Below are 19,047 nucleotides of genomic sequence, written 5' to 3'. Positions count from 1 at the left end.
CTAGGTTCTAGGTTCTAGGTTCTAGGTTCTAGGTTCTAGGTTCTAGGTTCTAGGTTCTAGGTTCTAGGTTCTAGGTTCTAGGTTCTAGGTTCTAGGTTCTAGGTTCTAGCACAACATAAAACGCGAAAAGGCGAAAAGGCGAAACAGTATCAGTATCAGTTGTTTTGCCTTTTCCATTTCATTCGACTTTCTTGCTAAAACGACGGCCTCTGTTACCCGCTTCACCGTCTTAGCCTTACCTAACACCTGCGATCTTGCTTGAACAGGCCGACCCAAAATGCCAACTCAAATATTACGCCTATCACAACTAATCCCGTCGCCCCTTGTACTATTCCTGCCGCATAACACCCTATCGCAGCGCTAATCAAGGCGACTAAAATAACCCCTCTTATCCATAATGGCATAATGCTTTCCTTTTCTACTTTCCATAAAACCAAGGTTTAAACTTAAGCCTAAACCTAACAAACTGTAGGAAATCACTCATCTATTTAAGATTAAAATTTATTCACTTTCGCTATGAGTTTTCAGTGCTTCGCCCACAAAAAAAGCCACGCTAAATATGCTTAGCGTGGCTTGTCGGGAGGGACTAAATAATGATAATTCTATTCTTATTTATGCATTTTTCCGTTGTATCTGTCTTTTAAGATAAACAATTTCTCGCCTTTACTGTGGCACTCTCCACATGCAAATTCATCAGTCAGGTAAGGATACATAAAGGTATCTTTAGCCTCAGAGTCTTGGAACTGGCCTTTTTCATTGTAGAGATCAATCGCAAAAGTATGAATGCGGATATCCCCGACCTTATTGCCGTGTTCGTTGGTCGCTGAAGTCGCATTTTTTACAACATCAGGCATATGACAATCAACACACTCTTTAGCATAGAAACCGTCGTCACCAGACCCATGGCCAGCGTTTAAGTTAACTTTATCCGCGTGACAAGTAGTACATTGTTTTTTGAATGCCCCAACATGTTCAGGCTGATCCATATAAACAGCTGACTTGTGGCTATCATGACAATTAGAGCAAGTCATGCCAGCAAGATAGTGTTTACCCATAATCTCGCCAGAGTCTGGATCGACTCCTATAAATTCATCATGGCTTTGATGATGACGCGGTAAACCACTTCTTACAGCAACACGCGCTCCATATTCAGGCCCATCTGGGTAAGCCTTATTAAAGCTACTGACATAATCATTACGCACATTACGGTCACCATCTCGTGTATGACATTCTGCACAATGCATAGCTTCACCGTATCCCATGGTTTCGCTCTGTAAAGATGCAGTTAGACGCGGCGTTGCCTTCTTAACAATATTAGTGTTACTTGGTGACTTCACATGCGCTAGCCCCGCACCATGACAAGCCTCACATTGAACGCCTGCAGCGATAAATGTACCCTCGATACCTGGAAGATCATCTTGATGCTGCGGGTGGAAATCTTCACTTGTCGGCTTCCAGCCTGTGTTATGACAATTACCACAGTTATAAGGCTTGTTCACAGAACCCGCATTGTAATTGCTCATATGTTGGTCATCACGCCCTTCCATAATGGCGTTAATATTGTGCTGCGCTTGCTTACCCGTAACGATATAGCCGTCTTTATCTAACCAGCGATATTTCCATGCAAACCCACCAGAAGTGTATGACACATCAGCATAGCTTTGCGGTGCACCTAAAGCGTTATCTGTTGGGTTACCGTCGTTATCAATTAGTGCTATAGCACCGTCTACGCTGCTATAGGGAAAGCTAGGCGTTTCATCGTTACCAACCTTACTAATTTTAAAGTTATGCCCATGAAACTGGTGGCTTGGTGCACCACCTATACTACTCGTCTCATCATTATGGCATTGTAAACAAGCTTGAGTTCCAGCGTAGATTGCTTCTGATGTTGTAACTGTAATTTTTGCGCTTGCTTCGTCAATACCGTCACTCACTGTATAGTTAATCTCAGCGCTGCCGACAAAGCCATCGGGATCAAATTCAATTCGATTCTCACTTAGTAGCAGAACCGAACCTTGCTCAGATGTTGCTGCTACAAGTCGAAGTTCGTCGCCTTCATCTTCATCGCTAGCATGTAGCATAGGATTAATTATTATCACCTGATTACTGTCTGCTACTCGGGCAGTATCTGCTGCGACAGGAGGAGTATTGGCTGGAGGTGGGGTAATACCTCCATTATCATCGTTATCATTGTCGCTTCCGCACGCAACCAGCATGGTTATCATGCTGGCAAGAAGAAGCTTTTTATATGGAATTTTTGCGTTCATAAGTTCATCCTCAACATTGCTTTTCATATCGCCAACATTGCAGGGAATGGCGACTGATATGCCTCTTTGGGCATGAAACAAGTATCAGCAACTTACTACTTAAGGGATAGATGACTAGAATTCACAGCGCTCACTAAGTTGTGAACTTTAGTTATCAAAAAAACTTTAAACCCATGTTTTTATAGAATATTTAATCACCAGAAAGATTGTGATTTGTTAATACGAATTGACCAGTATTTGTCAAAATGTAGAGCTTGTTCTCATTTTGCATAACAAGACCTGCTTTCTTTAACTGCCGAATATGAAAATTAAACTTAGTGTGATCATCAATTTCAACTAAACGGCATAGATCCATAAACTTAAGCGATTTGTGGCCAGCGAGAATCCTCAGCGCTTTACGTCGATACGGATTAGCCAAAGCACTATAGACTAGGTCAGGATCTAGATCTGCTCGGCTCTTTAACAACTGCTTTTCGGCCAAGCTACGTTTAACAGTCACAATTAACTCATCGCCTTTAAATGGCTTGGTCATTACACTGTCAGCACCTTTTTTCATTGCATCTACCGCTGTATCCACAGTGGCATAAGCCGTTATAATGACTACAGCAAGGAAAGGTTGATTCTGCCTTAGGTTAGAAATGGCCTCAACACCAGTCATTCCCGACATCAGTAAGTCGAGTAAAGCAATATCGAAGTGCTCACGTCCACTAGCCTCAATAGCCTGTTCTGCACTACTAACCGCAGTGACATCAAAACCTTCTAGCTCAAGTATTTCGACTATGTTCATACTGAGCTCTACATCATCTTCAGCCAATAATACCCGTATCATTAGTCGTACCCTCGATAAAATGTCAGCGTAATGCAGGTACCCTGCCCTTCACTGCTTGCAATATGCATCTTGCCATTATGCAAAGCGACTATTTGCTCGCAAATCGCTAAGCCTAGACCCGTACCTTGTCCTACAGCCTTGGTTGAATAAAACAATTCTGTGGCACGTTCTAGTTGTGTGCTTGTCATACCTGAGCCTGAATCAACTACCGTTATACGTACCATTTTTTCGTCTTGCTGCGCGTTAACTCTAATCTTATCGCTTGGTTCGCAGGCATCAATAGCATTACACAGCAAGTTAATAAACAGTTCTTCTAGCTTAATTTTTTCTGCATATAAAACGATACTGTCTCTGCAGTTGAGTTCAATTTGGTGCAGCTTAGTACGATGCGACAATAGCTTTACGGCAGAGCTAAGTATGTCTTTAACTGCAACAAAGCTTCGCTTACCCGTCGCGGGTCTTGCATAGCTAAGTAGCTCCTTACTAATGGAGGAAGCACGTTCTATGCCTAAGCGTATCCGTGCTAAATAATTGCTTTGCGAATCACATAAATTGGCATGCTTACGCTCTAATAAATCAAGCGCCAGCATCGAGGATGCTAAAGGGTTGTTTATCTCGTGGGCAACGCCCATCGCAAGCTGGCCTATCGCTTTATATTTATCAGCCTCAATAGCCCGCTTCAGCTTGGCAGCAGTTGCTTGTTCTTTTTCTAAATCAAAGATTTTGAGCGCTTTAAATAATGCTATTAAGATCAATGCACCAGCCAGAGTACGATAAATGGGTACACTGTAGTGGTATTCAGTAGGCACAAGGCCTGAAAGCCCACCATAGAGCACTAAGCCTACACCACAAAGTGCAAAGTAATTTCCATAACTATGCTGCTCTTGTCTGAGGTTAACGCCATAGATAACCATGCCTAATCCGGCTAAAAGTGCGCTACCAAATCCGATCAAAATGCGCGTGTACTGACTAGCTTCAACAAAACCACTGCGGTTAATAGCTAAGTGATGCAGATCAGGAATAATTAAATAAAAATAAACGAACACCAAAGCAATAATTAGACTGTGCCCGATATAAGCAATCCGCTTATGGTTTATTGTCAGAATTTGCCAAGCAAAAACCATCAATGCCGCGTAAGACAAGAATAATTTCACTAGGCACAACCATTGCGTCAGTAGCTTATATTCAGCGGAGATATGCTCAGTAAAAATCAGTACGTATAACTCAGACCATTCATGGAAGGCGTGGGAAAAACCAAAAATAGCCAGTGCCCATAAGGTGGGAGCTATCTTTAACTGACTATAACGGAAATTTCGAAACAGCACCGCACAGCCCATAGAGAAAAACACTAGGCCATAAAAAAGATAAATATTAAATGTAACAAAAACAGGCATGGGTAAACGTTAACATTTACCTATTGTGTATGACTTGATCTACTTCTAATTACACCAGGGAAGAAGTTGCGCTAGCTCATAAAACAAAAAAGCCACTTAAGTGTTAACTTAAATGGCTCTTTACGACTAACTTAAAGATTAAGACTTCACACGTACTACGTGTCCACCCAAACCTTTAAACTTGTCTTCAATGTGTTCGTAACCACGGTCTAAGTGATAAATGCGGTCAACAGTAGTTGTACCATCAGCTACAAGACCTGCAATCACAAGGCTCGCTGAAGCGCGAAGATCAGTTGCCATCACCTGTGCGCCATTTAGCTTTTCAATACCGTGAATAATACAAGTATTACCTTCAAGCTCCATAGTTGCGCCCATACGGCTTAACTCTGGTACATGCATAAAACGATTTTCAAAAATCGTTTCTGTAATGGTCGCTGTCCCTTCTGCCAACGCATTTAGCACGCAGAACTGTGCCTGCATATCTGTTGGAAAACCTGGGTATGCTACCGTCTTGATATTAACGGCTTTAGGGCGGTTGCCTTGCATATCAAGCTCAATCCAATCATCACCAGTCGTGATGTTTGCACCCGCATCTTCAAGTTTCGCCAATACCGCTTCAAGCGATTTTGGATCGGCTTTAGTACAGCGAATTTTACCGCGAGTCACTGCAGCTGCAACTAAGAAACTACCGGTCTCAATGCGATCTGGCATAACTTGATAATCACAGCCTTGAAGTGATTCAACACCTTGAATGCGCACGGTATCAGTACCGGCACCTTCAATTTTAGCGCCCATTGCAATTAAGCAGTTTGCTAAATCAACCACTTCAGGTTCACGAGCGGCGTTTTCAATAACTGTTTCGCCATCAGCAAGCGCTGCAGCCATCAGCAAGTTTTCAGTTGCACCTACGCTAATCATATCCATAAAGATATGCGCGCCTTTCAAACGGCCGTCAACTCGCGCTTTAATGTAACCTTCTTTAACTTCAATCTTAGCGCCCATTTGTTCAAGACCTTGCAAATGCAAGTTCACTGGACGCGCACCGATAGCACAACCGCCTGGTAAAGACACATCAGCCTTACCGTAACGAGCCAATAACGGGCCTAAAATAAGGATCGAGGCACGCATAGTTTTAACTAACTCATACGGCGCACAAAACTCATTAAGATTGGTTGTTGAGATACACACTTTATCTGTGCCTGAACGAGTAACTTCTGCACCTAGGCAACGCAGCAGCTCACAGCTAGTGTTTACATCTCTTAGGTTTGGTACGTTCGAAACATTGAAGTCAGTCTCGGCTAACACACCTGCCATTAATATAGGCAAAGCAGCATTCTTAGCGCCAGAGATAACCACGTTTCCAGCAAGTGCACCACTTGCTTCAATTTTTAATTTATCCACTTTAGCTCTCTAAATCCGCGATTACATATTAAAGACTTTTTCACGCTTCCATTGTGTAGGCGTAAATGCATTAATCGTAATAGCGTGTAGCTCGCCACTGGTAATGTGAGCCATTAATGGGCCATAGATGGTCTGTTGTTGCTTAACGCGTCCCATACCGTCAAAACAGTCACCTACAGCAATAATTTTATAGTGAGTTCCTTCTTGAGTTACTTTAACTTCCTCTAAAGAAAGAGCTTCTAAAAGGATGGTTTCAATTTCTTTACATTCCATGGAACTATTCACCTTACTTAGCTTCTTCAACGAAGAAGTCATTTAAATCATATAATATTATAAATTTCTTAAGCTGCTCTGAAGGTGAGACTAACTTAAGGCTAACGCCCTTGGCGGCAAACATGCTGACTAACTCAAGCAAAAATGCCACACCAGCACTGTCACAATATTCAATCCCCGACAACTGTAATAGCTGAGTTTCAGGATGCAAAATACTGCTTCGGCCATTCCATAGACTGCGCACTGCTTGTTGGTCTAGACGACCTAGCACAGCACAATTAATCCCTTGTTGATTAAATTCGATCACTAGCTCTGCTTCTCTTTCGCTTGCAGATCAATGTGTTTTTGTGTGCGTTCATTAAGCATGTTAATCACAGACTCAATACCTTGTTGACGCACAAGGTTAGTAATTTCAGACTGCTTGGAAGATAACAAGCTAACGCCTTCTGCAATTAAGTCAAACGCTTTCCAAGTGCCGTCTTTTAGACGACGTGCCTTAAACTGCAATTTAATTGCTGGCCGTCCTTGCTCAACAATCTGCACATTTACGTTGACAAACTTTTCGCCAGCAAAATTTTCAGGTTTGGCATATTCAACAGTTTGATCTGTGTATTCAGTAAAGGCTTGAGCATAGGTAGAGATCAAGTAACCTTTAAATGCTTCAACGAACCGCTTACGCTGATCTTTGGTTGTATCACGTAAGTATTGGCCTAATACTTTATAAGATGCATATTTATAGTCGACATAAGGCATCAGCTCTTCCGTCACAATCACTTTTAAATGATCAGGGTCAGCTGCAATCAACTTTTCATCTTGATGAAAACGAGCAAATGTTTGGTTCGCGACTTGCTCAACAAGTGTAAACGGATTGGTCTGGTCGATTTCCGCACTCGAAGCAGTATCAGCAGCTTGTACACCTATGCTGACAAACGCCATGATTGCCAAAACGGCACTACGATAAAAACCTTTAAACATATCTCTATACTCCAACTACTTGTTCTAAAAGGTTAATCCTTTGAACCCATGCTATACAAGAACTGCCCTATCAACTCCTCTAATACCAAAGCTGAATGAGTATCATGAATACTGTCGCCATCAGCTAAGATTTCGATATCATCGTCCATAAAGCCTGGCGTTAAACCTAAAAACTGCTCCCCTAACAAGCCCGACGTCAAAATAGACAAAGTACTGGTTTCAGGAAAGTAATGGTAACGCTTATCCATCGCTATGGTGACGACTGGCACTAGTTTTTCAGGGTCTAAATTAATTGCACTAACGCGACCAACAACTACACCGCCAACTTTTACAGGCGAGCGAACTTTAAGGCCACCAATATTACTAAATTTAGCATATAGCGTATAACTGCTATCACCTGACTTGACCTCTACATTGGCAACGTTAAACACTAACACTAAAAAGGCTGCCAATCCGGACAATAAAAATAGACCGACTAGAATCTCAATTTTCCTTGTCAACATAACTCATTTACCACTCTATTCAATAAATCTAAACAATAATTAACCCGCAATTCTTGTTTGCGGCATTATTACAATTACTGACCAAACATCATTGCTGTCAGTAAGAAATCCAGCGCCAAAACAGCTAAGCTCGACTGCACCACAGTCTGCGTTGTTGCTCGGCTAATCCCTTCTGGATTTGGGGTCACATGATAACCACGATAAAGAGCAATCCAAGTTACCACTATGGCGAATAAGAAACTCTTAATCATGCAATTAACGATATCTTGGCGCCACTCAACAGAAGCTTGCAAAATAGACCAAAAACTACCGCTATCAATACCTTTCCATTCAACACCCACGAGGTGTCCGCCGTAAATCCCCACCGCCGTGAACATTAACGCCAATAAGGGCAAGCTAATAACGCCAGCCCAAAAACGTGGCGCAATAATTTGTCTCAACGGATCAATAGCCATCATTTCAAGACTAGAAAGCTGCTCGGTACTTTTCATCAATCCAAGCTCTGCCGTCAACGCAGACCCTGCGCGTCCAGCAAATAATAGTGCCGTCACTACAGGGCCCAGTTCGCGCAGTAAGCTAAGTGCAACCATAGGCCCCAAGCTTTCTTCTGTGCCAAAGCCGACTAAAATATTGTAGCCTTGGAGGGCCAGTACCATGCCGATAAACAAGCCTGAGACTAAGATAATCACCATCGACTGTACGCCGACGACATAAAGCTGCTTTATTAACAGCGGGGTGCCTTTACGTATGCGTGGACGATGGGCGATGGCGCCCCATAACATTAAACCCGCTTTACCGAGACCCGTGACTAAATCAATAGCCGCGCTGCCAAGTCGAGCAACCTGATCAATCAAGCTCACGAAGTAATTCCTTTTTATAATCGTCTGCAGGGTAATGAAACGGCACGGGGCCGTCAGGCTCTCCGCCGATAAACTGTTTTAACTGCGGGTTATCCGCTAGGCGCAGATCTTTTGGGGTGCCATGAGCAATAATACGTTTATCAGCCAGTACATAAACATAGTCCGCAATTCCAAGCACCTCTGTTACATCATGAGATACTACGACTGATGTGAGGTTTAATGCATCAGAAAGCTCACGAATAAGCTTAACTAGCACCCCCATAGAAATAGGGTCCTGACCAGTAAACGGCTCATCATAAAGAATCATTTCAGGTTCTAATGCAATCGCTCGTGCTAGCGCGGCTCTGCGCTGCATACCGCCAGACAACTCAGTTGGCATCAATTGTGCTGCTCCCCTTAAGCCAACAGCCTCAAGCTTCATCAACACAATTTTACCAATAATTTCTTCGGGCAATCCAGAGTGCTCTCTTAGTGCAAAAGCGACATTATCGAATACGTTCATATCGGTAAAAAGCGCACCACTTTGAAACAACATACTCATACGTTTACGTAAGGCATAAAGCTCACTGCGATTACACTTATGCACATCAACGCCATCAAATAGCACTGAGCCGCTATCGGGCGTCAATTGGCCACCAATTAACTTCAACAGCGTAGTTTTTCCGATACCACTGGGCCCCATAATCGCCGTCACTTTACCCTGAGGTATCGACAGACTGACATCTTCGTAGATGACATGCTTGCCGCGGCTAAAAGCCATGTTATGGATTTCAACCAATGTTTTTTGGTTTTGAGTCATACAAGCACCCTGCTACTAGTAATCGAAACTTCCATTTTCCGTACCGGAAAGGGAGAAATTGTACGTAATTGGCCTAACAGGTACAACCAAATCACGACTATCTCACCGCAATACTTTCATTTTTGTTCAATTCCAGCGAAAATACGCCGTTATACCCACAAATACTAAGAATCGATGTTATTTAATATTTTCATGCTGATCGCAGGCTTAGGCGCCTTAGTCTGGAGTGCTGATAAGTTTGTTTTTGGCGCAGCTGCTTTTGCTCGCAACCTAGGGTTGCCGCCAATGTTAATTGGTTTGACGATTGTCGCTATGGGCAGCTCTGCCCCTGAAATGTTTGTTGCTGCAACCGCATCACTTGAAGGCATGACTGACACTGCGATTGGAAATGTCCTTGGCTCTAACATCGCCAACATTACCTTGATTTTGGGTATTACTGCATTACTTGGTGCTATTTCAGTGAGCTCGCAAACGCTGAAACGTGAAATCCCAATGATGCTAATTGCCACCTTAATTGTAGGTTACTTCCTTTACGATGGTTTCTTAACGCGTATTGAAGGTATTAGCTTATTGGTGCTATTTATTGGCTTAATGGGTTACCTTATTTGGCATGGCCTACACAGCAAAAACCGTGACGCTCTTGCTGAGGAAGCTGAAAGCGAAATACCAGCAGATGTGCCAACGGCAAAAGCAATTTTATGGCTAGTTGTTGGCATGGTATTGTTGCCATTATCGGCAGACTGGATGGTGCAAGGCGCAGTGGGTATCGCTAAAGCTTATCACCTATCAGACTTAGTGATTGGTTTAACCATTATCGCTGTGGGAACCAGTCTCCCCGAACTTGCAGCCTGTGTTGCCGGAGTCTTAAAAAAAGAAGACGACCTTGCTATAGGTAACATAGTTGGTTCAAACTTATTCAATATTTTAGCTGTACTTGCTATACCTGGCATAATCGCCCCTGGCGCAGTAGACGCCGCTGCGAGTACTCGAGATTTTTACATGGTGCTAGCCACAAGTAGTGCGCTGGCAATACTGATCTTATTATCTGGCCGTGCTAGACAATTAAAGCCTTGGCACGGCGTAGTATTACTTATAACGTTTATCGCATACCAAGCATTACTTTTCCTATCTTAGCCATGGGTGCGGTACGTTAAGCTGAAATTTAAAGAGAGACTAAGAAATGGTAGATGAAAATCAACTACGCCAATGGGGTACTAAGGTTATCGATATCGAGAAACAAGCTCTTGATAACCTTTATCAGTACGTAGACTCTTCTGAATTTGCCCAAGCTTGCCAATTAATATTGCAATGCACAGGCAAAGTTATCGTGATGGGCATGGGTAAATCAGGCCATATTGGTAATAAGATTTCAGCCACTCTTGCGAGTACAGGTACGCCTGCATTTTTCGTTCACCCTGGTGAAGCTAGCCACGGTGATTTAGGCGTATTAAGTGAAAACGATATCGTTCTCGCAATATCTAATTCGGGCGAATCGAGTGAAATCCTAACCCTAATGCCTGTTATTAAGCGTATGGGATTACCGATGATTTCGGTAACCGGCAAGCCAGATTCGAATATGGCAAAATTGGCACAATTACACCTTTGTATTGAAGTACCAGAAGAAGCTTGCCCCCTTGGACTTGCGCCAACATCTAGCACAACAGCAACGCTAGTGATGGGTGACGCTCTAGCAGTGGCATTGTTGCAAGCTCGCGGCTTTACCCAAGATGATTTTGCGCTATCTCATCCGGGTGGAAGCTTAGGTCGTAAACTGCTGTTAAAGGTTAGCGACGTAATGCACAAAGGTGACGAGCTACCAAGCGTTAGAGATGATATCTGTATTACAGATGCTCTATACGAAATATCTAAAAAAGGCTTAGGTATGACTGCTGTTGTCGATAACAACAATACCTTAGTGGGTATATTTACCGATGGCGATTTACGCCGTGTTATCGATGCCGATGTCAACTTAAGAACCACGTCCATTGCAGATGTGATGACAAAAGGCTGCGTAACAATTACTGACAATGTATTGGCCGCAGAAGCACTGAAAGTGATGGATACTAAAAGCATCAATGGCCTTGTTGTGATCAACGAAAAACAACAACCTGTCGGCGCATTAAACATGCTAGATATGGTTAAAGCAGGAGTTATCTAAAGATGGCAAAACAAGGTTTTTATGGTCCTGTCAGCGATGATATCTGGCTTGCGGCAAGCAAAGTCAAACTACTCATCTGTGATGTTGATGGTGTGTTTTCTGATGGCTTAGTCTATATGAGCAACAGTGGCGAAGAGCTTAAAACCTTTCACACTCGTGACGGCTATGGCGTGCGATCTGTGCTGTCCAGCGGCATTCAAGTTGCCATCATCACTGGCCGTAAATCACAAATTGTTGAAGATAGATTTACCGCTCTTGGCGTAACACACATATATCAAGGCGTGGATGATAAGTTAAGCCCTTATCATGAATTACTATCGCTTTATAACGTAAGCCCTGAAGAAGTGGCTTACATTGGCGACGACATGGTAGATCTTCCTGTAATGCAACAAGTAGGTTTATCTGTATGTGTTGCAGACGGCCATCCGTATGTAAAGCAACATGCCAAAATGACCACTCAAATTAAAGGCGGACATGGCGCATTACGTGAACTCACAGACTTACTACTCTTAAGCCAAGACAAGTTTGAATCGGCCCACGGGATGAGTATATGAACCGCGTTACCCTAGCGATTATCTTGTTTTTTGGCACAGCACTACTGCTTTACTGGCAAGTGCAGTCTAAAAAAAGCGAGCAACAGCTAGATATTGATGTCAGTCAACGTCCTGACTACATTATTGATGATCTTCGTAGTATCGAATACAACGAATTAGGACTGATCAATAGCGAAGTAACCGCCAAGCATATGGAGCATTTCGATAGTGTCAGCATGACTTATTTTACCGAACCTGTTTATCTTATTTATCCTGACGATGGCCAAGCTCAATGGCAGCTCAAAGGTACTCAAGGTAGTCTAAATAAAGTGACTGGTAAGGTAACTTTAGAAAACAATGTTATTATCGACTCTATTAGTCCAGAAGAGCCTATCCAGACGTTAACAACTGATTATCTAGAGCTTGATCTCAATACGATGATCATGACCTCTGACGATATGATCCACGTCACTGGCAACGAATTTGTTATTCAAGGAATGGGGCTATATGCCGACTTGAATGCCCAGAGCGTAAAACTTGTTAGCCAAGTAGAAGGGATCTACGAAGCTAAGTAATACGCCAATATTGAACAACACTTGGGCTGCATCAGCAATACGCTATAGCCGAGTATGAAGGACATTATGAAATACAATCAATCTATCCTTGCAGGCCTATTTTGTCTGTTAAGTTTTAACACTATTGCTAAGGTCGATGATCTGCAGCAAGAAGTAAAAATCGCCGCGGCGAGCCAAGAAGCTGATATAAAAAATAACCAAGTTATTTTCTTCGGTCCAGTAGAAGTTACGCAAGGCTCTATTAAGATGAAAGCCGACGAGCTGCGTGTATTCTCGAAAGAAGATAAAAGCGGTAAAACATTAGTCGCTACAGGCGCGCCAGCAACCTATACCCAAACTATGGATGATGGCCGTCCTGCAACAGCTAGCGCCAAAGAGATCCGTTATGAATTAGCCACACGCACACTGACTTTAGTGGGTGAGGCAACACTTGAGCAAGACGGTAGCCAAGTTACAGGTAACCGCATCAAGTATAATATCAGTAAGCAGCAACTAATCGCAGAAAGTACTGGCCAAGGAGATGACAGAGTTATCACCATTATTCAGCCTGAAACCTATCAGGAAGAAAAGCCTGAAGCACCAGTACAACAGCAGGAACAATAATGAGCCAAATCACCTTAAAAGCAGCCAATCTTGCTAAAAGCTATAAGAGCCGTGCTGTTGTGCAGGATGTTAGCTTAACCGTAAAAACGGGCCAAATTGTTGGCTTGCTTGGACCAAATGGTGCGGGTAAAACAACCACTTTCTATATGGTTGTTGGTCTGGTTCAAAGCGATAAAGGTAAGATTTTTATCGACGATGACGATCTTACTTTAGACCCGATGCACTTACGTGCTCGTAAAGGTATTGGCTACTTACCGCAAGAAGCGAGTATTTTCAGAAAACTGTCTGTACGTGACAACATTATGGCGGTGCTACAAACCCGCAGTGACATCAATAATGAACAACGTGAAGAACAACTCGAACATCTGTTAGAAGAGTTCCATATTACTCACATTCGCGATAGCCAAGGTATGGCACTATCAGGCGGTGAACGACGCCGTGTTGAAATTGCCAGAGCATTAGCAGCCAACCCCAAATTCATCCTATTAGATGAACCTTTTGCCGGTGTTGACCCTATTTCTGTAATTGATATTAAAAAGATTATTGAACAGCTCAAAAACCGCGGTTTAGGCGTACTAATTACCGACCACAATGTGCGTGAAACACTCGATGTTTGTGAGCATGCGTATATCGTGAGTCACGGAAATCTTATTGCCGAAGGTACACCTGCTGAAATCTTAGACAACCAGCAAGTTCGAGCAGTGTACTTAGGTGAACAATTCAGGCTATAGTTAATTCACCATTTGGAAGTTAAAAACTTAATACGGAATACAATTCCAAATAAAATCAATGTATTGAGTTTTTAAGCTTTCTTCGCCAATCAGCGAGCTTTAACGTTTAACTACAGTGTAGGGAATAGCGGTACGATGAAAGCGTCACTCCAGCTCAAAATGGGTCAACAGCTCACCATGACTCCTCAATTGCAACAGGCTATTCGCCTATTGCAACTATCTTCTTTAGAGCTGCAACAAGAGATCCAACAAGCATTAGAATCTAACCCACTACTCGAGTTAGACGAAGAGCAATCAGATGGCGACATGGATAATAGTGACGACCCATCTTCAAACGATTCTAATAGCCTAGAGCGCGACAGCGCTACGGTTGAAACCTCTGATGCATTAACCCAAGATTCCATGCCAGATGACCTGCCAATGGATACAACATGGGACGAAGTCTACACAGTATCGTCTAACTCCAGCTCAGGCGTTAGTCGCGAAGATGATATGCCCTTTCAAGGTGAAACCAGCGAAGGCTTGTACGAACACCTTGAATGGCAAAAAAACCTCACCCCATTTTCAGATAACGATCTTGCAATCGCCACCGCTATTATCGACGCTATTGATGAGCGCGGCTACTTAACCCAAAGCTGTGAAGATATCTTAGAGGCGATGGGCGACCCAGAAACTGAACTAGATGAAGTTGAAGCCGTATTAAAACGAGTACAACACTTTGATCCTATTGGAGTTGCAGCGCGTAATCTGAGTGAGTGTTTACTGATCCAATTAGCGCAATATGCGGCAGATACCCCGCATATCGACAACGCAAGATTACTTATCAAAGACTATTTAGACTTAATTGCTGGTAGAGATTTCAGGCAATTAATGCGCAAAACAAAGCTTAAAGAAGATGATCTTCGCGAAGCAATTACACTGATCCAAACCCTAAACCCAAGGCCTGGGCTGGCGATTGCGCGCAGTAAAGACGAATATGTTATTCCTGATGTCTCGGTTAGCAAGAAAAAAGGTCGCTGGGTTGTTGAGCTAAACCCTGATTACATGCCTAAAATTAACGTAAACCAACATTATGCCTCGATGGCGCGTAGTACGACTAATCAGGCAGACGGACAGTTTATTCGAGGACATCTGCAAGAAGCAAAGTGGTTTATCAAAAGCCTTGAAAGCCGTAACGACACTTTATTAAAAGTGACTAACTGTATCGTTAAGTTCCAGCAAGGATTTTTCGAATACGGCGAAGAAGCCATGAAACCCATGGTGTTAAATGATATCGCGGAAGCGGTTGAAATGCATGAATCAACCATTTCACGAGTAACCACACAGAAATATATGCATACCCCACGAGGTATCTTTGAACTGAAATATTTCTTCTCTAGCCACGTCGGTACTGACGATGGCGGAGAATGTTCATCGACAGCAATTAGAGCGTTTATTAAGAAGTTAGTCGCAGCTGAAAACCAAAAGAAACCATTAAGCGACAGCAAAATGGCACAACTTTTGGCAGAACAAGGGATTAAAGTTGCTAGACGTACGATCGCAAAATATCGAGAAGCGATGCTGATCCCCCCCTCAAACCAACGTAAGAGTTTATAACTCAAATTAGGCACTTGGAGGATCGATATATGCAAATCAACCTGACAGGACATCACATCGAAATTACTGAATCTTTGCGCGGCTACGTGCAAGAAAAATTCACAAAGCTTGAACGACATTTCGATCAGATCAATAATGTGCACGTTATTTTGAATGTACAAAAAATGCAGCAGATTGCCGAAGCAAAAATCCACCTGAAAAAAGGGGAAGTATTTGCCACTTCGGAGCATGCAGATATGTATGCTGCAATAGACTCCCTGATAGATAAGCTAGATCGTCAGGTTCTTAAACACAAAGAGAAGCTAACTAAACACTAACGATGGAACTAAGTACCATCCTGCAGCCGGAGTGCACTACCTGCGCCACTCCGGGCAGTAAGAAAAAGGTACTGGAGTTAATCAGTGATATTGCCGCTGTCCAGTACCCTACCCTGTCTTCACAAGAGATCTTTGAAAGTCTATTGGCGAGAGAGAAAATGGGTAGCACGGGTATAGGTAACGGTATAGCGATCCCTCACGGAAGGCTGGCTAATATCGAGCGACCTGTGGCGGTCTTAGTCAAATGCGAAGATCCAATTGCATTTGACTCAATCGATAAAAAGCCCGTTGATATTCTATTTGCCCTATTGGTGCCATCTGACCAGTGTGAACAGCATTTAGCAACTTTGTCTTCAATGGCAGAAAAGCTTAATGACAAAGCAGTGTTAAAACAGTTGAGAAAAACCAGTAACGAATCAGAACTATATCAAGTCATTACCCAATAATATCTTACTGGGGTCTTTAAATTCGTCGCATAGCGTAAGCTTGCAGCAGTAATTTAAAGACCTAAGTAATTATTACAGTTATATTATTCTTCTTCATCATCTGCTTAATTTCTTGCTTTAAAGCTTAAAAAAGTTAATCTATATCCATAGATACAAGATTATTACCATATTCAAACATTTAGTTAATTTTCAATCAGGTACCCATACGATGAAGCTTGTTTTAGTCTCTGGTCGTTCAGGTTCAGGCAAATCTGTTTTACTAAGAATGCTCGAAGATCTCGGCTACTACTGTGTCGACAATCTCCCATTGCCTATGATGGGCACACTACTTAACGAACTATCAGGTAATACTAAGTTTGTTGCTATCAGTGTCGACATCCGTAACTTGCCAGAAAGCAAAGACGAACTCGTCAAACATCTTACCTTTTTGCCTAAAGGCATAGAGTTACTGAGCTTTTTCTTAAACTCTAGCGATGAAGTACTGCTCAAGCGCTACAATGAAACACGACGCCTTCACCCGCTCTCTCACGACAATGTATCTTTGAAAGAAGCGATTGCATTAGAAGCGCGTTTACTTGAGCCTTTGGCTAATATCGTTGATCACTACATTGATACTTCAAGTCTTAATATTTACGATCTAAACGATCAAGTGCGTGAAATATTAATAGGCAATGTTGATAAACAGTTGATGATCAATTTTGAATCATTTGGTTTCAAGCATGGTATGCCGACCGAAGCAGACTTTATGTTTGATGTACGCTTTTTACCAAACCCTCATTGGGAGCCTGATTTACGTCCAATGACTGGACTCGATAAACCCGTTCAAGACTTCTTGAACGAGCGTCCACGAGTTAATGAGTTTATCAAGCAGATAGAAGATCTACTTGAAAACTGTCTACCTGACCTTGAGCGTAACAACCGTAGCTATTTAACAATTGCTATTGGCTGTACTGGTGGACAACATCGCTCTGTGTATATTACTGAGCGTCTTGCTGCACACTTCAAACATGGCAAACACAAGGTACAAGCCCGTCACCGCGAGTTAAAAAATGCCGACCATTGAGCGTGAAATCACCCTATGTAATAAATTGGGACTTCATGCAAGAGCGGCCACTAAGTTGGTAGTTTTGGCGTCGAAATTCGATGCCAAAATCACTATCATTCAAGGCGAAAAACAAGCTTCTGCTACCAGTGTACTAGGCTTATTGATGTTAGAGACGGGTATGGGGAAAACCGTTCAACTACTGGCAACGGGCCCAGATGCTCAAACAGCACTCGATGCTGTTTGTCAGCTCATCGATGCCAAGTTTGACGAAGATAGTTAACTACCGATATTGGCTCGACCGTCTTAATTATCACCCGATCCACCAGCACTTAAGTTAACATAAGCGCCTTTTTAAAGACCCTGTGAGGGAATCATGCCGATTGAAGTCTTAGACAATGAAACAACAGATCAACGCCTCAATCAGCTAACAAAAGCCTTGGGCAGCGGTATGTTTGTCCATGTGCGGAATATGTTGCAAGACATGGCAGCATCAGACATCGCTTTTATTCTCGAATCGTCCCCGCCACGAACACGCCAAGTACTGTGGCAATTAATTGATCAAGAGCATACCGGTGAAATCCTCGATGAGCTTGGTGAAGAGCTTAAAGATAGTCTGATCACTCAGATGAGTCCTGAACGCGTTGCTAAAGCGGCCGAGAATATGGACACCGATGACTTGGCTTACATCCTACGTAGCTTGCCAGACAGCGTCTTTAAGCAAGTACTGCAATCGATGAGTAAGCAAGACCGGGTTCGTGTCGAACAAGCGCTGTCTTACCCTGATGATACAGCCGGTAGCTTAATGAATACCGACACCGTCACCTTAAGACCCGACGTCAACATTGACGTGATTTTGCGTTACTTAAGAATTCGCGGTGAACTGCCTGATGCCACAGACATGCTTTATGTGGTCGATAAACATGATCGTGTTTTAGGTGGTGTAAGAATTGCAGATCTTCTGACCTGCGATCCGAATGCATCTGTGCGTGAAATCATGATGTCAGATCTCGAAGCGATCCCTGTCGGTATGTCAGATAGCGAAGTCGCACAACTTTTTGAACGACATGACTGGATGTCAGCCCCCGTTATCGATGAGAACGACAAGCTACTGGGTCGTATCACCATTGATGATGTAGTCGATGTTATTCGTGAAGATGCCGAACACTCAATGATGGGTATGGCAGGTATGGATGACGATACAGATACCTTTGGCCCCGTGCTTAAGAGTACTTTCCGTCGCTCACTCTGGCTAACTGTTAATTTGTTTGCCGCGCTGCTGGCAGCGTCAGTCAGCAACATGTTTGAAGGCACGATTGAACAGTTCGCAACGATTGCGATTTTAATGACCATCGTCCCGAGTATGGGCGGTGTTGCTGGTAACCAAACCTTAGCTTTGGTTATTCGTGGTATTGCCTTAGGACAAATTGGTCAAAGTAACTCACGTTGGTTAATTGGTAAAGAGCTTGCCATTGGCTTCCTGAACGGCTTGCTGTGGTCTATTTTGGTTTTTGCGGCTGTGTGGGTCTGGAAAGGTGATATCGCCTTAGGTGGCTTAATAGCGGGCGCTATGCTTATCAATATGACGGTAGCGGGCCTTGCAGGAGCGACTATTCCGTTAATGTTGAAACGAATGAACATTGATCCGGCTCTAGCCGGCGGTATGGTGTTAACCACAGTAACTGACGTTATTGGCCTCTTTGCCTTCCTGGGTTTGGCAACGCTATTCTTGATGAGTTAGAGCC

General features: G+C 43.1%; 23 protein-coding genes. 12 read left to right on the top strand and 11 right to left on the bottom strand.

The window, feature by feature from the left end; translation table 11 throughout:
• Window positions 1–239: 239 nt before the first annotated feature.
• The 11 genes from L2747_RS11465 to mlaF all read right to left on the bottom strand — a co-directional run bounded on the left by L2747_RS11465 (window position 240) and on the right by mlaF (window position 9,301).
• Window positions 240–404 carry a hypothetical protein gene (locus tag L2747_RS11465; RefSeq protein WP_248999162.1) on the bottom strand — a complete coding sequence of 55 codons (165 nt, stop codon included), beginning with the start codon at window positions 402–404 and terminating at the stop codon, window positions 240–242.
• A gap of 204 nt (window positions 405–608) precedes the next feature.
• On the bottom strand, window positions 609–2,267 hold the full coding sequence (locus L2747_RS11460) for an Ig-like domain-containing protein (RefSeq protein WP_248999161.1): 1,659 nt from the start codon (window positions 2,265–2,267) through the stop codon (window positions 609–611).
• A gap of 190 nt (window positions 2,268–2,457) precedes the next feature.
• Window positions 2,458–3,096, bottom strand: coding sequence for a response regulator (locus L2747_RS11455; RefSeq protein WP_248999160.1), 639 nt, complete (start codon window positions 3,094–3,096; stop codon window positions 2,458–2,460).
• Window positions 3,096–4,490: a sensor histidine kinase gene (locus tag L2747_RS11450; RefSeq protein WP_248999159.1), complete on the bottom strand. Its 1,395-nt coding sequence runs from the start codon at window positions 4,488–4,490 to the stop codon at window positions 3,096–3,098. The genes L2747_RS11455 and L2747_RS11450 overlap by 1 nt, the downstream gene beginning before the upstream one ends.
• A 138-nt stretch (window positions 4,491–4,628) precedes the next feature.
• Window positions 4,629–5,891 (bottom strand): UDP-N-acetylglucosamine 1-carboxyvinyltransferase, encoded by a 1,263-nt coding sequence (gene murA, locus L2747_RS11445; RefSeq protein ID WP_248999158.1) that lies wholly within the window; start codon window positions 5,889–5,891, stop codon window positions 4,629–4,631.
• 21 nt (window positions 5,892–5,912) lie between these two features.
• Window positions 5,913–6,164, bottom strand: coding sequence for a BolA family protein (locus L2747_RS11440; protein ID WP_220779009.1), 252 nt, complete (start codon window positions 6,162–6,164; stop codon window positions 5,913–5,915).
• A 13-nt stretch (window positions 6,165–6,177) separates the two neighbouring features.
• The gene (locus L2747_RS11435; RefSeq protein ID WP_248999157.1) at window positions 6,178–6,471 is read right to left on the bottom strand and encodes an STAS domain-containing protein; all 294 of its coding nucleotides are present in this window, start codon (window positions 6,469–6,471) and stop codon (window positions 6,178–6,180) included.
• Entirely contained in the window at window positions 6,471–7,139 is a 669-nt protein-coding gene (locus L2747_RS11430; RefSeq protein ID WP_428848517.1) for an MlaC/ttg2D family ABC transporter substrate-binding protein, read from the bottom strand. Before L2747_RS11430 ends, L2747_RS11435 begins: the two co-directional genes overlap by 1 nt.
• Before the next feature lie 32 nt (window positions 7,140–7,171).
• Window positions 7,172–7,642 (bottom strand): outer membrane lipid asymmetry maintenance protein MlaD, encoded by a 471-nt coding sequence (gene mlaD, locus L2747_RS11425; protein ID WP_248999156.1) that lies wholly within the window; start codon window positions 7,640–7,642, stop codon window positions 7,172–7,174.
• A gap of 74 nt (window positions 7,643–7,716) precedes the next feature.
• Window positions 7,717–8,502 carry a lipid asymmetry maintenance ABC transporter permease subunit MlaE gene (gene mlaE / locus L2747_RS11420; protein WP_248999155.1) on the bottom strand — a complete coding sequence of 262 codons (786 nt, stop codon included), beginning with the start codon at window positions 8,500–8,502 and terminating at the stop codon, window positions 7,717–7,719.
• On the bottom strand, window positions 8,489–9,301 hold the full coding sequence (gene mlaF / locus L2747_RS11415) for a phospholipid ABC transporter ATP-binding protein MlaF (RefSeq protein WP_248999154.1): 813 nt from the start codon (window positions 9,299–9,301) through the stop codon (window positions 8,489–8,491). The genes mlaE and mlaF overlap by 14 nt, the downstream gene beginning before the upstream one ends.
• A gap of 174 nt (window positions 9,302–9,475) precedes the next feature.
• Here mlaF and L2747_RS11410 point away from each other — a divergent pair, with 174 nt between their 5' ends.
• The 12 genes from L2747_RS11410 to mgtE all read left to right on the top strand — a co-directional run bounded on the left by L2747_RS11410 (window position 9,476) and on the right by mgtE (window position 19,043).
• Window positions 9,476–10,435: a calcium/sodium antiporter gene (locus tag L2747_RS11410; protein ID WP_248999153.1), complete on the top strand. Its 960-nt coding sequence runs from the start codon at window positions 9,476–9,478 to the stop codon at window positions 10,433–10,435.
• A 46-nt stretch (window positions 10,436–10,481) separates the two neighbouring features.
• The gene (locus L2747_RS11405) at window positions 10,482–11,459 is read left to right on the top strand and encodes a KpsF/GutQ family sugar-phosphate isomerase (protein WP_248999152.1); all 978 of its coding nucleotides are present in this window, start codon (window positions 10,482–10,484) and stop codon (window positions 11,457–11,459) included.
• 2 nt (window positions 11,460–11,461) lie between these two features.
• Window positions 11,462–12,013 carry a 3-deoxy-manno-octulosonate-8-phosphatase KdsC gene (kdsC, locus tag L2747_RS11400; protein ID WP_248999151.1) on the top strand — a complete coding sequence of 184 codons (552 nt, stop codon included), beginning with the start codon at window positions 11,462–11,464 and terminating at the stop codon, window positions 12,011–12,013.
• A complete protein-coding gene (lptC, locus tag L2747_RS11395) occupies window positions 12,010–12,567 on the top strand; it encodes an LPS export ABC transporter periplasmic protein LptC (protein ID WP_248999150.1) in 558 nt (185 codons plus the stop codon). The genes kdsC and lptC overlap by 4 nt, the downstream gene beginning before the upstream one ends.
• Before the next feature lie 66 nt (window positions 12,568–12,633).
• Window positions 12,634–13,170 (top strand): lipopolysaccharide transport periplasmic protein LptA, encoded by a 537-nt coding sequence (gene lptA, locus L2747_RS11390; RefSeq protein WP_248999149.1) that lies wholly within the window; start codon window positions 12,634–12,636, stop codon window positions 13,168–13,170.
• Window positions 13,170–13,901 carry an LPS export ABC transporter ATP-binding protein gene (lptB, locus tag L2747_RS11385; protein WP_248999148.1) on the top strand — a complete coding sequence of 244 codons (732 nt, stop codon included), beginning with the start codon at window positions 13,170–13,172 and terminating at the stop codon, window positions 13,899–13,901. Before lptA ends, lptB begins: the two co-directional genes overlap by 1 nt.
• Window positions 13,902–14,036: 135 nt before the next feature.
• On the top strand, window positions 14,037–15,497 hold the full coding sequence (locus L2747_RS11380) for an RNA polymerase factor sigma-54 (RefSeq protein ID WP_248999147.1): 1,461 nt from the start codon (window positions 14,037–14,039) through the stop codon (window positions 15,495–15,497).
• Between the two features lie 29 nt (window positions 15,498–15,526).
• Window positions 15,527–15,814, top strand: coding sequence for a ribosome hibernation promoting factor (hpf, locus tag L2747_RS11375; RefSeq protein ID WP_248999146.1), 288 nt, complete (start codon window positions 15,527–15,529; stop codon window positions 15,812–15,814).
• A gap of 2 nt (window positions 15,815–15,816) precedes the next feature.
• Window positions 15,817–16,260 carry a PTS IIA-like nitrogen regulatory protein PtsN gene (gene ptsN, locus L2747_RS11370; RefSeq protein ID WP_248999145.1) on the top strand — a complete coding sequence of 148 codons (444 nt, stop codon included), beginning with the start codon at window positions 15,817–15,819 and terminating at the stop codon, window positions 16,258–16,260.
• Between the two features lie 208 nt (window positions 16,261–16,468).
• The gene (gene rapZ, locus L2747_RS11365; RefSeq protein WP_248999144.1) at window positions 16,469–17,323 is read left to right on the top strand and encodes an RNase adapter RapZ; all 855 of its coding nucleotides are present in this window, start codon (window positions 16,469–16,471) and stop codon (window positions 17,321–17,323) included.
• Window positions 17,310–17,585: an HPr family phosphocarrier protein gene (locus tag L2747_RS11360; RefSeq protein WP_248999143.1), complete on the top strand. Its 276-nt coding sequence runs from the start codon at window positions 17,310–17,312 to the stop codon at window positions 17,583–17,585. The genes rapZ and L2747_RS11360 overlap by 14 nt, the downstream gene beginning before the upstream one ends.
• 93 nt (window positions 17,586–17,678) lie before the next feature.
• Complete coding sequence (gene mgtE, locus L2747_RS11355) at window positions 17,679–19,043, top strand: magnesium transporter (RefSeq protein WP_248999142.1); 1,365 nt, start codon at window positions 17,679–17,681, stop codon at window positions 19,041–19,043.
• The last annotated feature ends 4 nt before the right edge of the window (window positions 19,044–19,047 follow it).

It is taken from the genome of Shewanella marinintestina, assembly GCF_023283845.1.
In the GTDB taxonomy this organism is placed as follows: Bacteria; Pseudomonadota; Gammaproteobacteria; order Enterobacterales; family Shewanellaceae; genus Shewanella; species Shewanella marinintestina.
Note: the sequence above shows the minus strand (reverse complement) of the source record. Positions and strands in the feature narration are given on the sequence as shown.

Excerpts from the sequence above, each read along its gene's own strand:
- L2747_RS11465 (WP_248999162.1), bottom strand. The coding sequence starts at position 404 with ATGCCATTATGGATAAGAGGGGTTATTTTAGTCGCCTTGATTAGCGCT.
- L2747_RS11460 (WP_248999161.1), bottom strand. The coding sequence starts at position 2,267 with ATGAACGCAAAAATTCCATATAAAAAGCTTCTTCTTGCCAGCATGATA.
- L2747_RS11455 (WP_248999160.1), bottom strand. The coding sequence starts at position 3,096 with ATGATACGGGTATTATTGGCTGAAGATGATGTAGAGCTCAGTATGAAC.
- L2747_RS11450 (WP_248999159.1), bottom strand. The coding sequence starts at position 4,490 with ATGCCTGTTTTTGTTACATTTAATATTTATCTTTTTTATGGCCTAGTG.
- L2747_RS11440 (WP_220779009.1), bottom strand. The coding sequence starts at position 6,164 with ATGGAATGTAAAGAAATTGAAACCATCCTTTTAGAAGCTCTTTCTTTA.
- L2747_RS11430 (WP_428848517.1), bottom strand. The coding sequence starts at position 7,139 with ATGTTTAAAGGTTTTTATCGTAGTGCCGTTTTGGCAATCATGGCGTTT.
- mlaD (WP_248999156.1), bottom strand. The coding sequence starts at position 7,642 with ATGTTGACAAGGAAAATTGAGATTCTAGTCGGTCTATTTTTATTGTCC.
- mlaF (WP_248999154.1), bottom strand. The coding sequence starts at position 9,301 with ATGACTCAAAACCAAAAAACATTGGTTGAAATCCATAACATGGCTTTT.
- L2747_RS11410 (WP_248999153.1), top strand. The coding sequence starts at position 9,476 with ATGTTATTTAATATTTTCATGCTGATCGCAGGCTTAGGCGCCTTAGTC.
- L2747_RS11405 (WP_248999152.1), top strand. The coding sequence starts at position 10,482 with ATGGTAGATGAAAATCAACTACGCCAATGGGGTACTAAGGTTATCGAT.
- kdsC (WP_248999151.1), top strand. The coding sequence starts at position 11,462 with ATGGCAAAACAAGGTTTTTATGGTCCTGTCAGCGATGATATCTGGCTT.
- lptC (WP_248999150.1), top strand. The coding sequence starts at position 12,010 with ATGAACCGCGTTACCCTAGCGATTATCTTGTTTTTTGGCACAGCACTA.
- lptA (WP_248999149.1), top strand. The coding sequence starts at position 12,634 with ATGAAATACAATCAATCTATCCTTGCAGGCCTATTTTGTCTGTTAAGT.
- lptB (WP_248999148.1), top strand. The coding sequence starts at position 13,170 with ATGAGCCAAATCACCTTAAAAGCAGCCAATCTTGCTAAAAGCTATAAG.
- L2747_RS11380 (WP_248999147.1), top strand. The coding sequence starts at position 14,037 with ATGAAAGCGTCACTCCAGCTCAAAATGGGTCAACAGCTCACCATGACT.
- hpf (WP_248999146.1), top strand. The coding sequence starts at position 15,527 with ATGCAAATCAACCTGACAGGACATCACATCGAAATTACTGAATCTTTG.
- ptsN (WP_248999145.1), top strand. The coding sequence starts at position 15,817 with ATGGAACTAAGTACCATCCTGCAGCCGGAGTGCACTACCTGCGCCACT.
- rapZ (WP_248999144.1), top strand. The coding sequence starts at position 16,469 with ATGAAGCTTGTTTTAGTCTCTGGTCGTTCAGGTTCAGGCAAATCTGTT.
- L2747_RS11360 (WP_248999143.1), top strand. The coding sequence starts at position 17,310 with ATGCCGACCATTGAGCGTGAAATCACCCTATGTAATAAATTGGGACTT.
- mgtE (WP_248999142.1), top strand. The coding sequence starts at position 17,679 with ATGCCGATTGAAGTCTTAGACAATGAAACAACAGATCAACGCCTCAAT.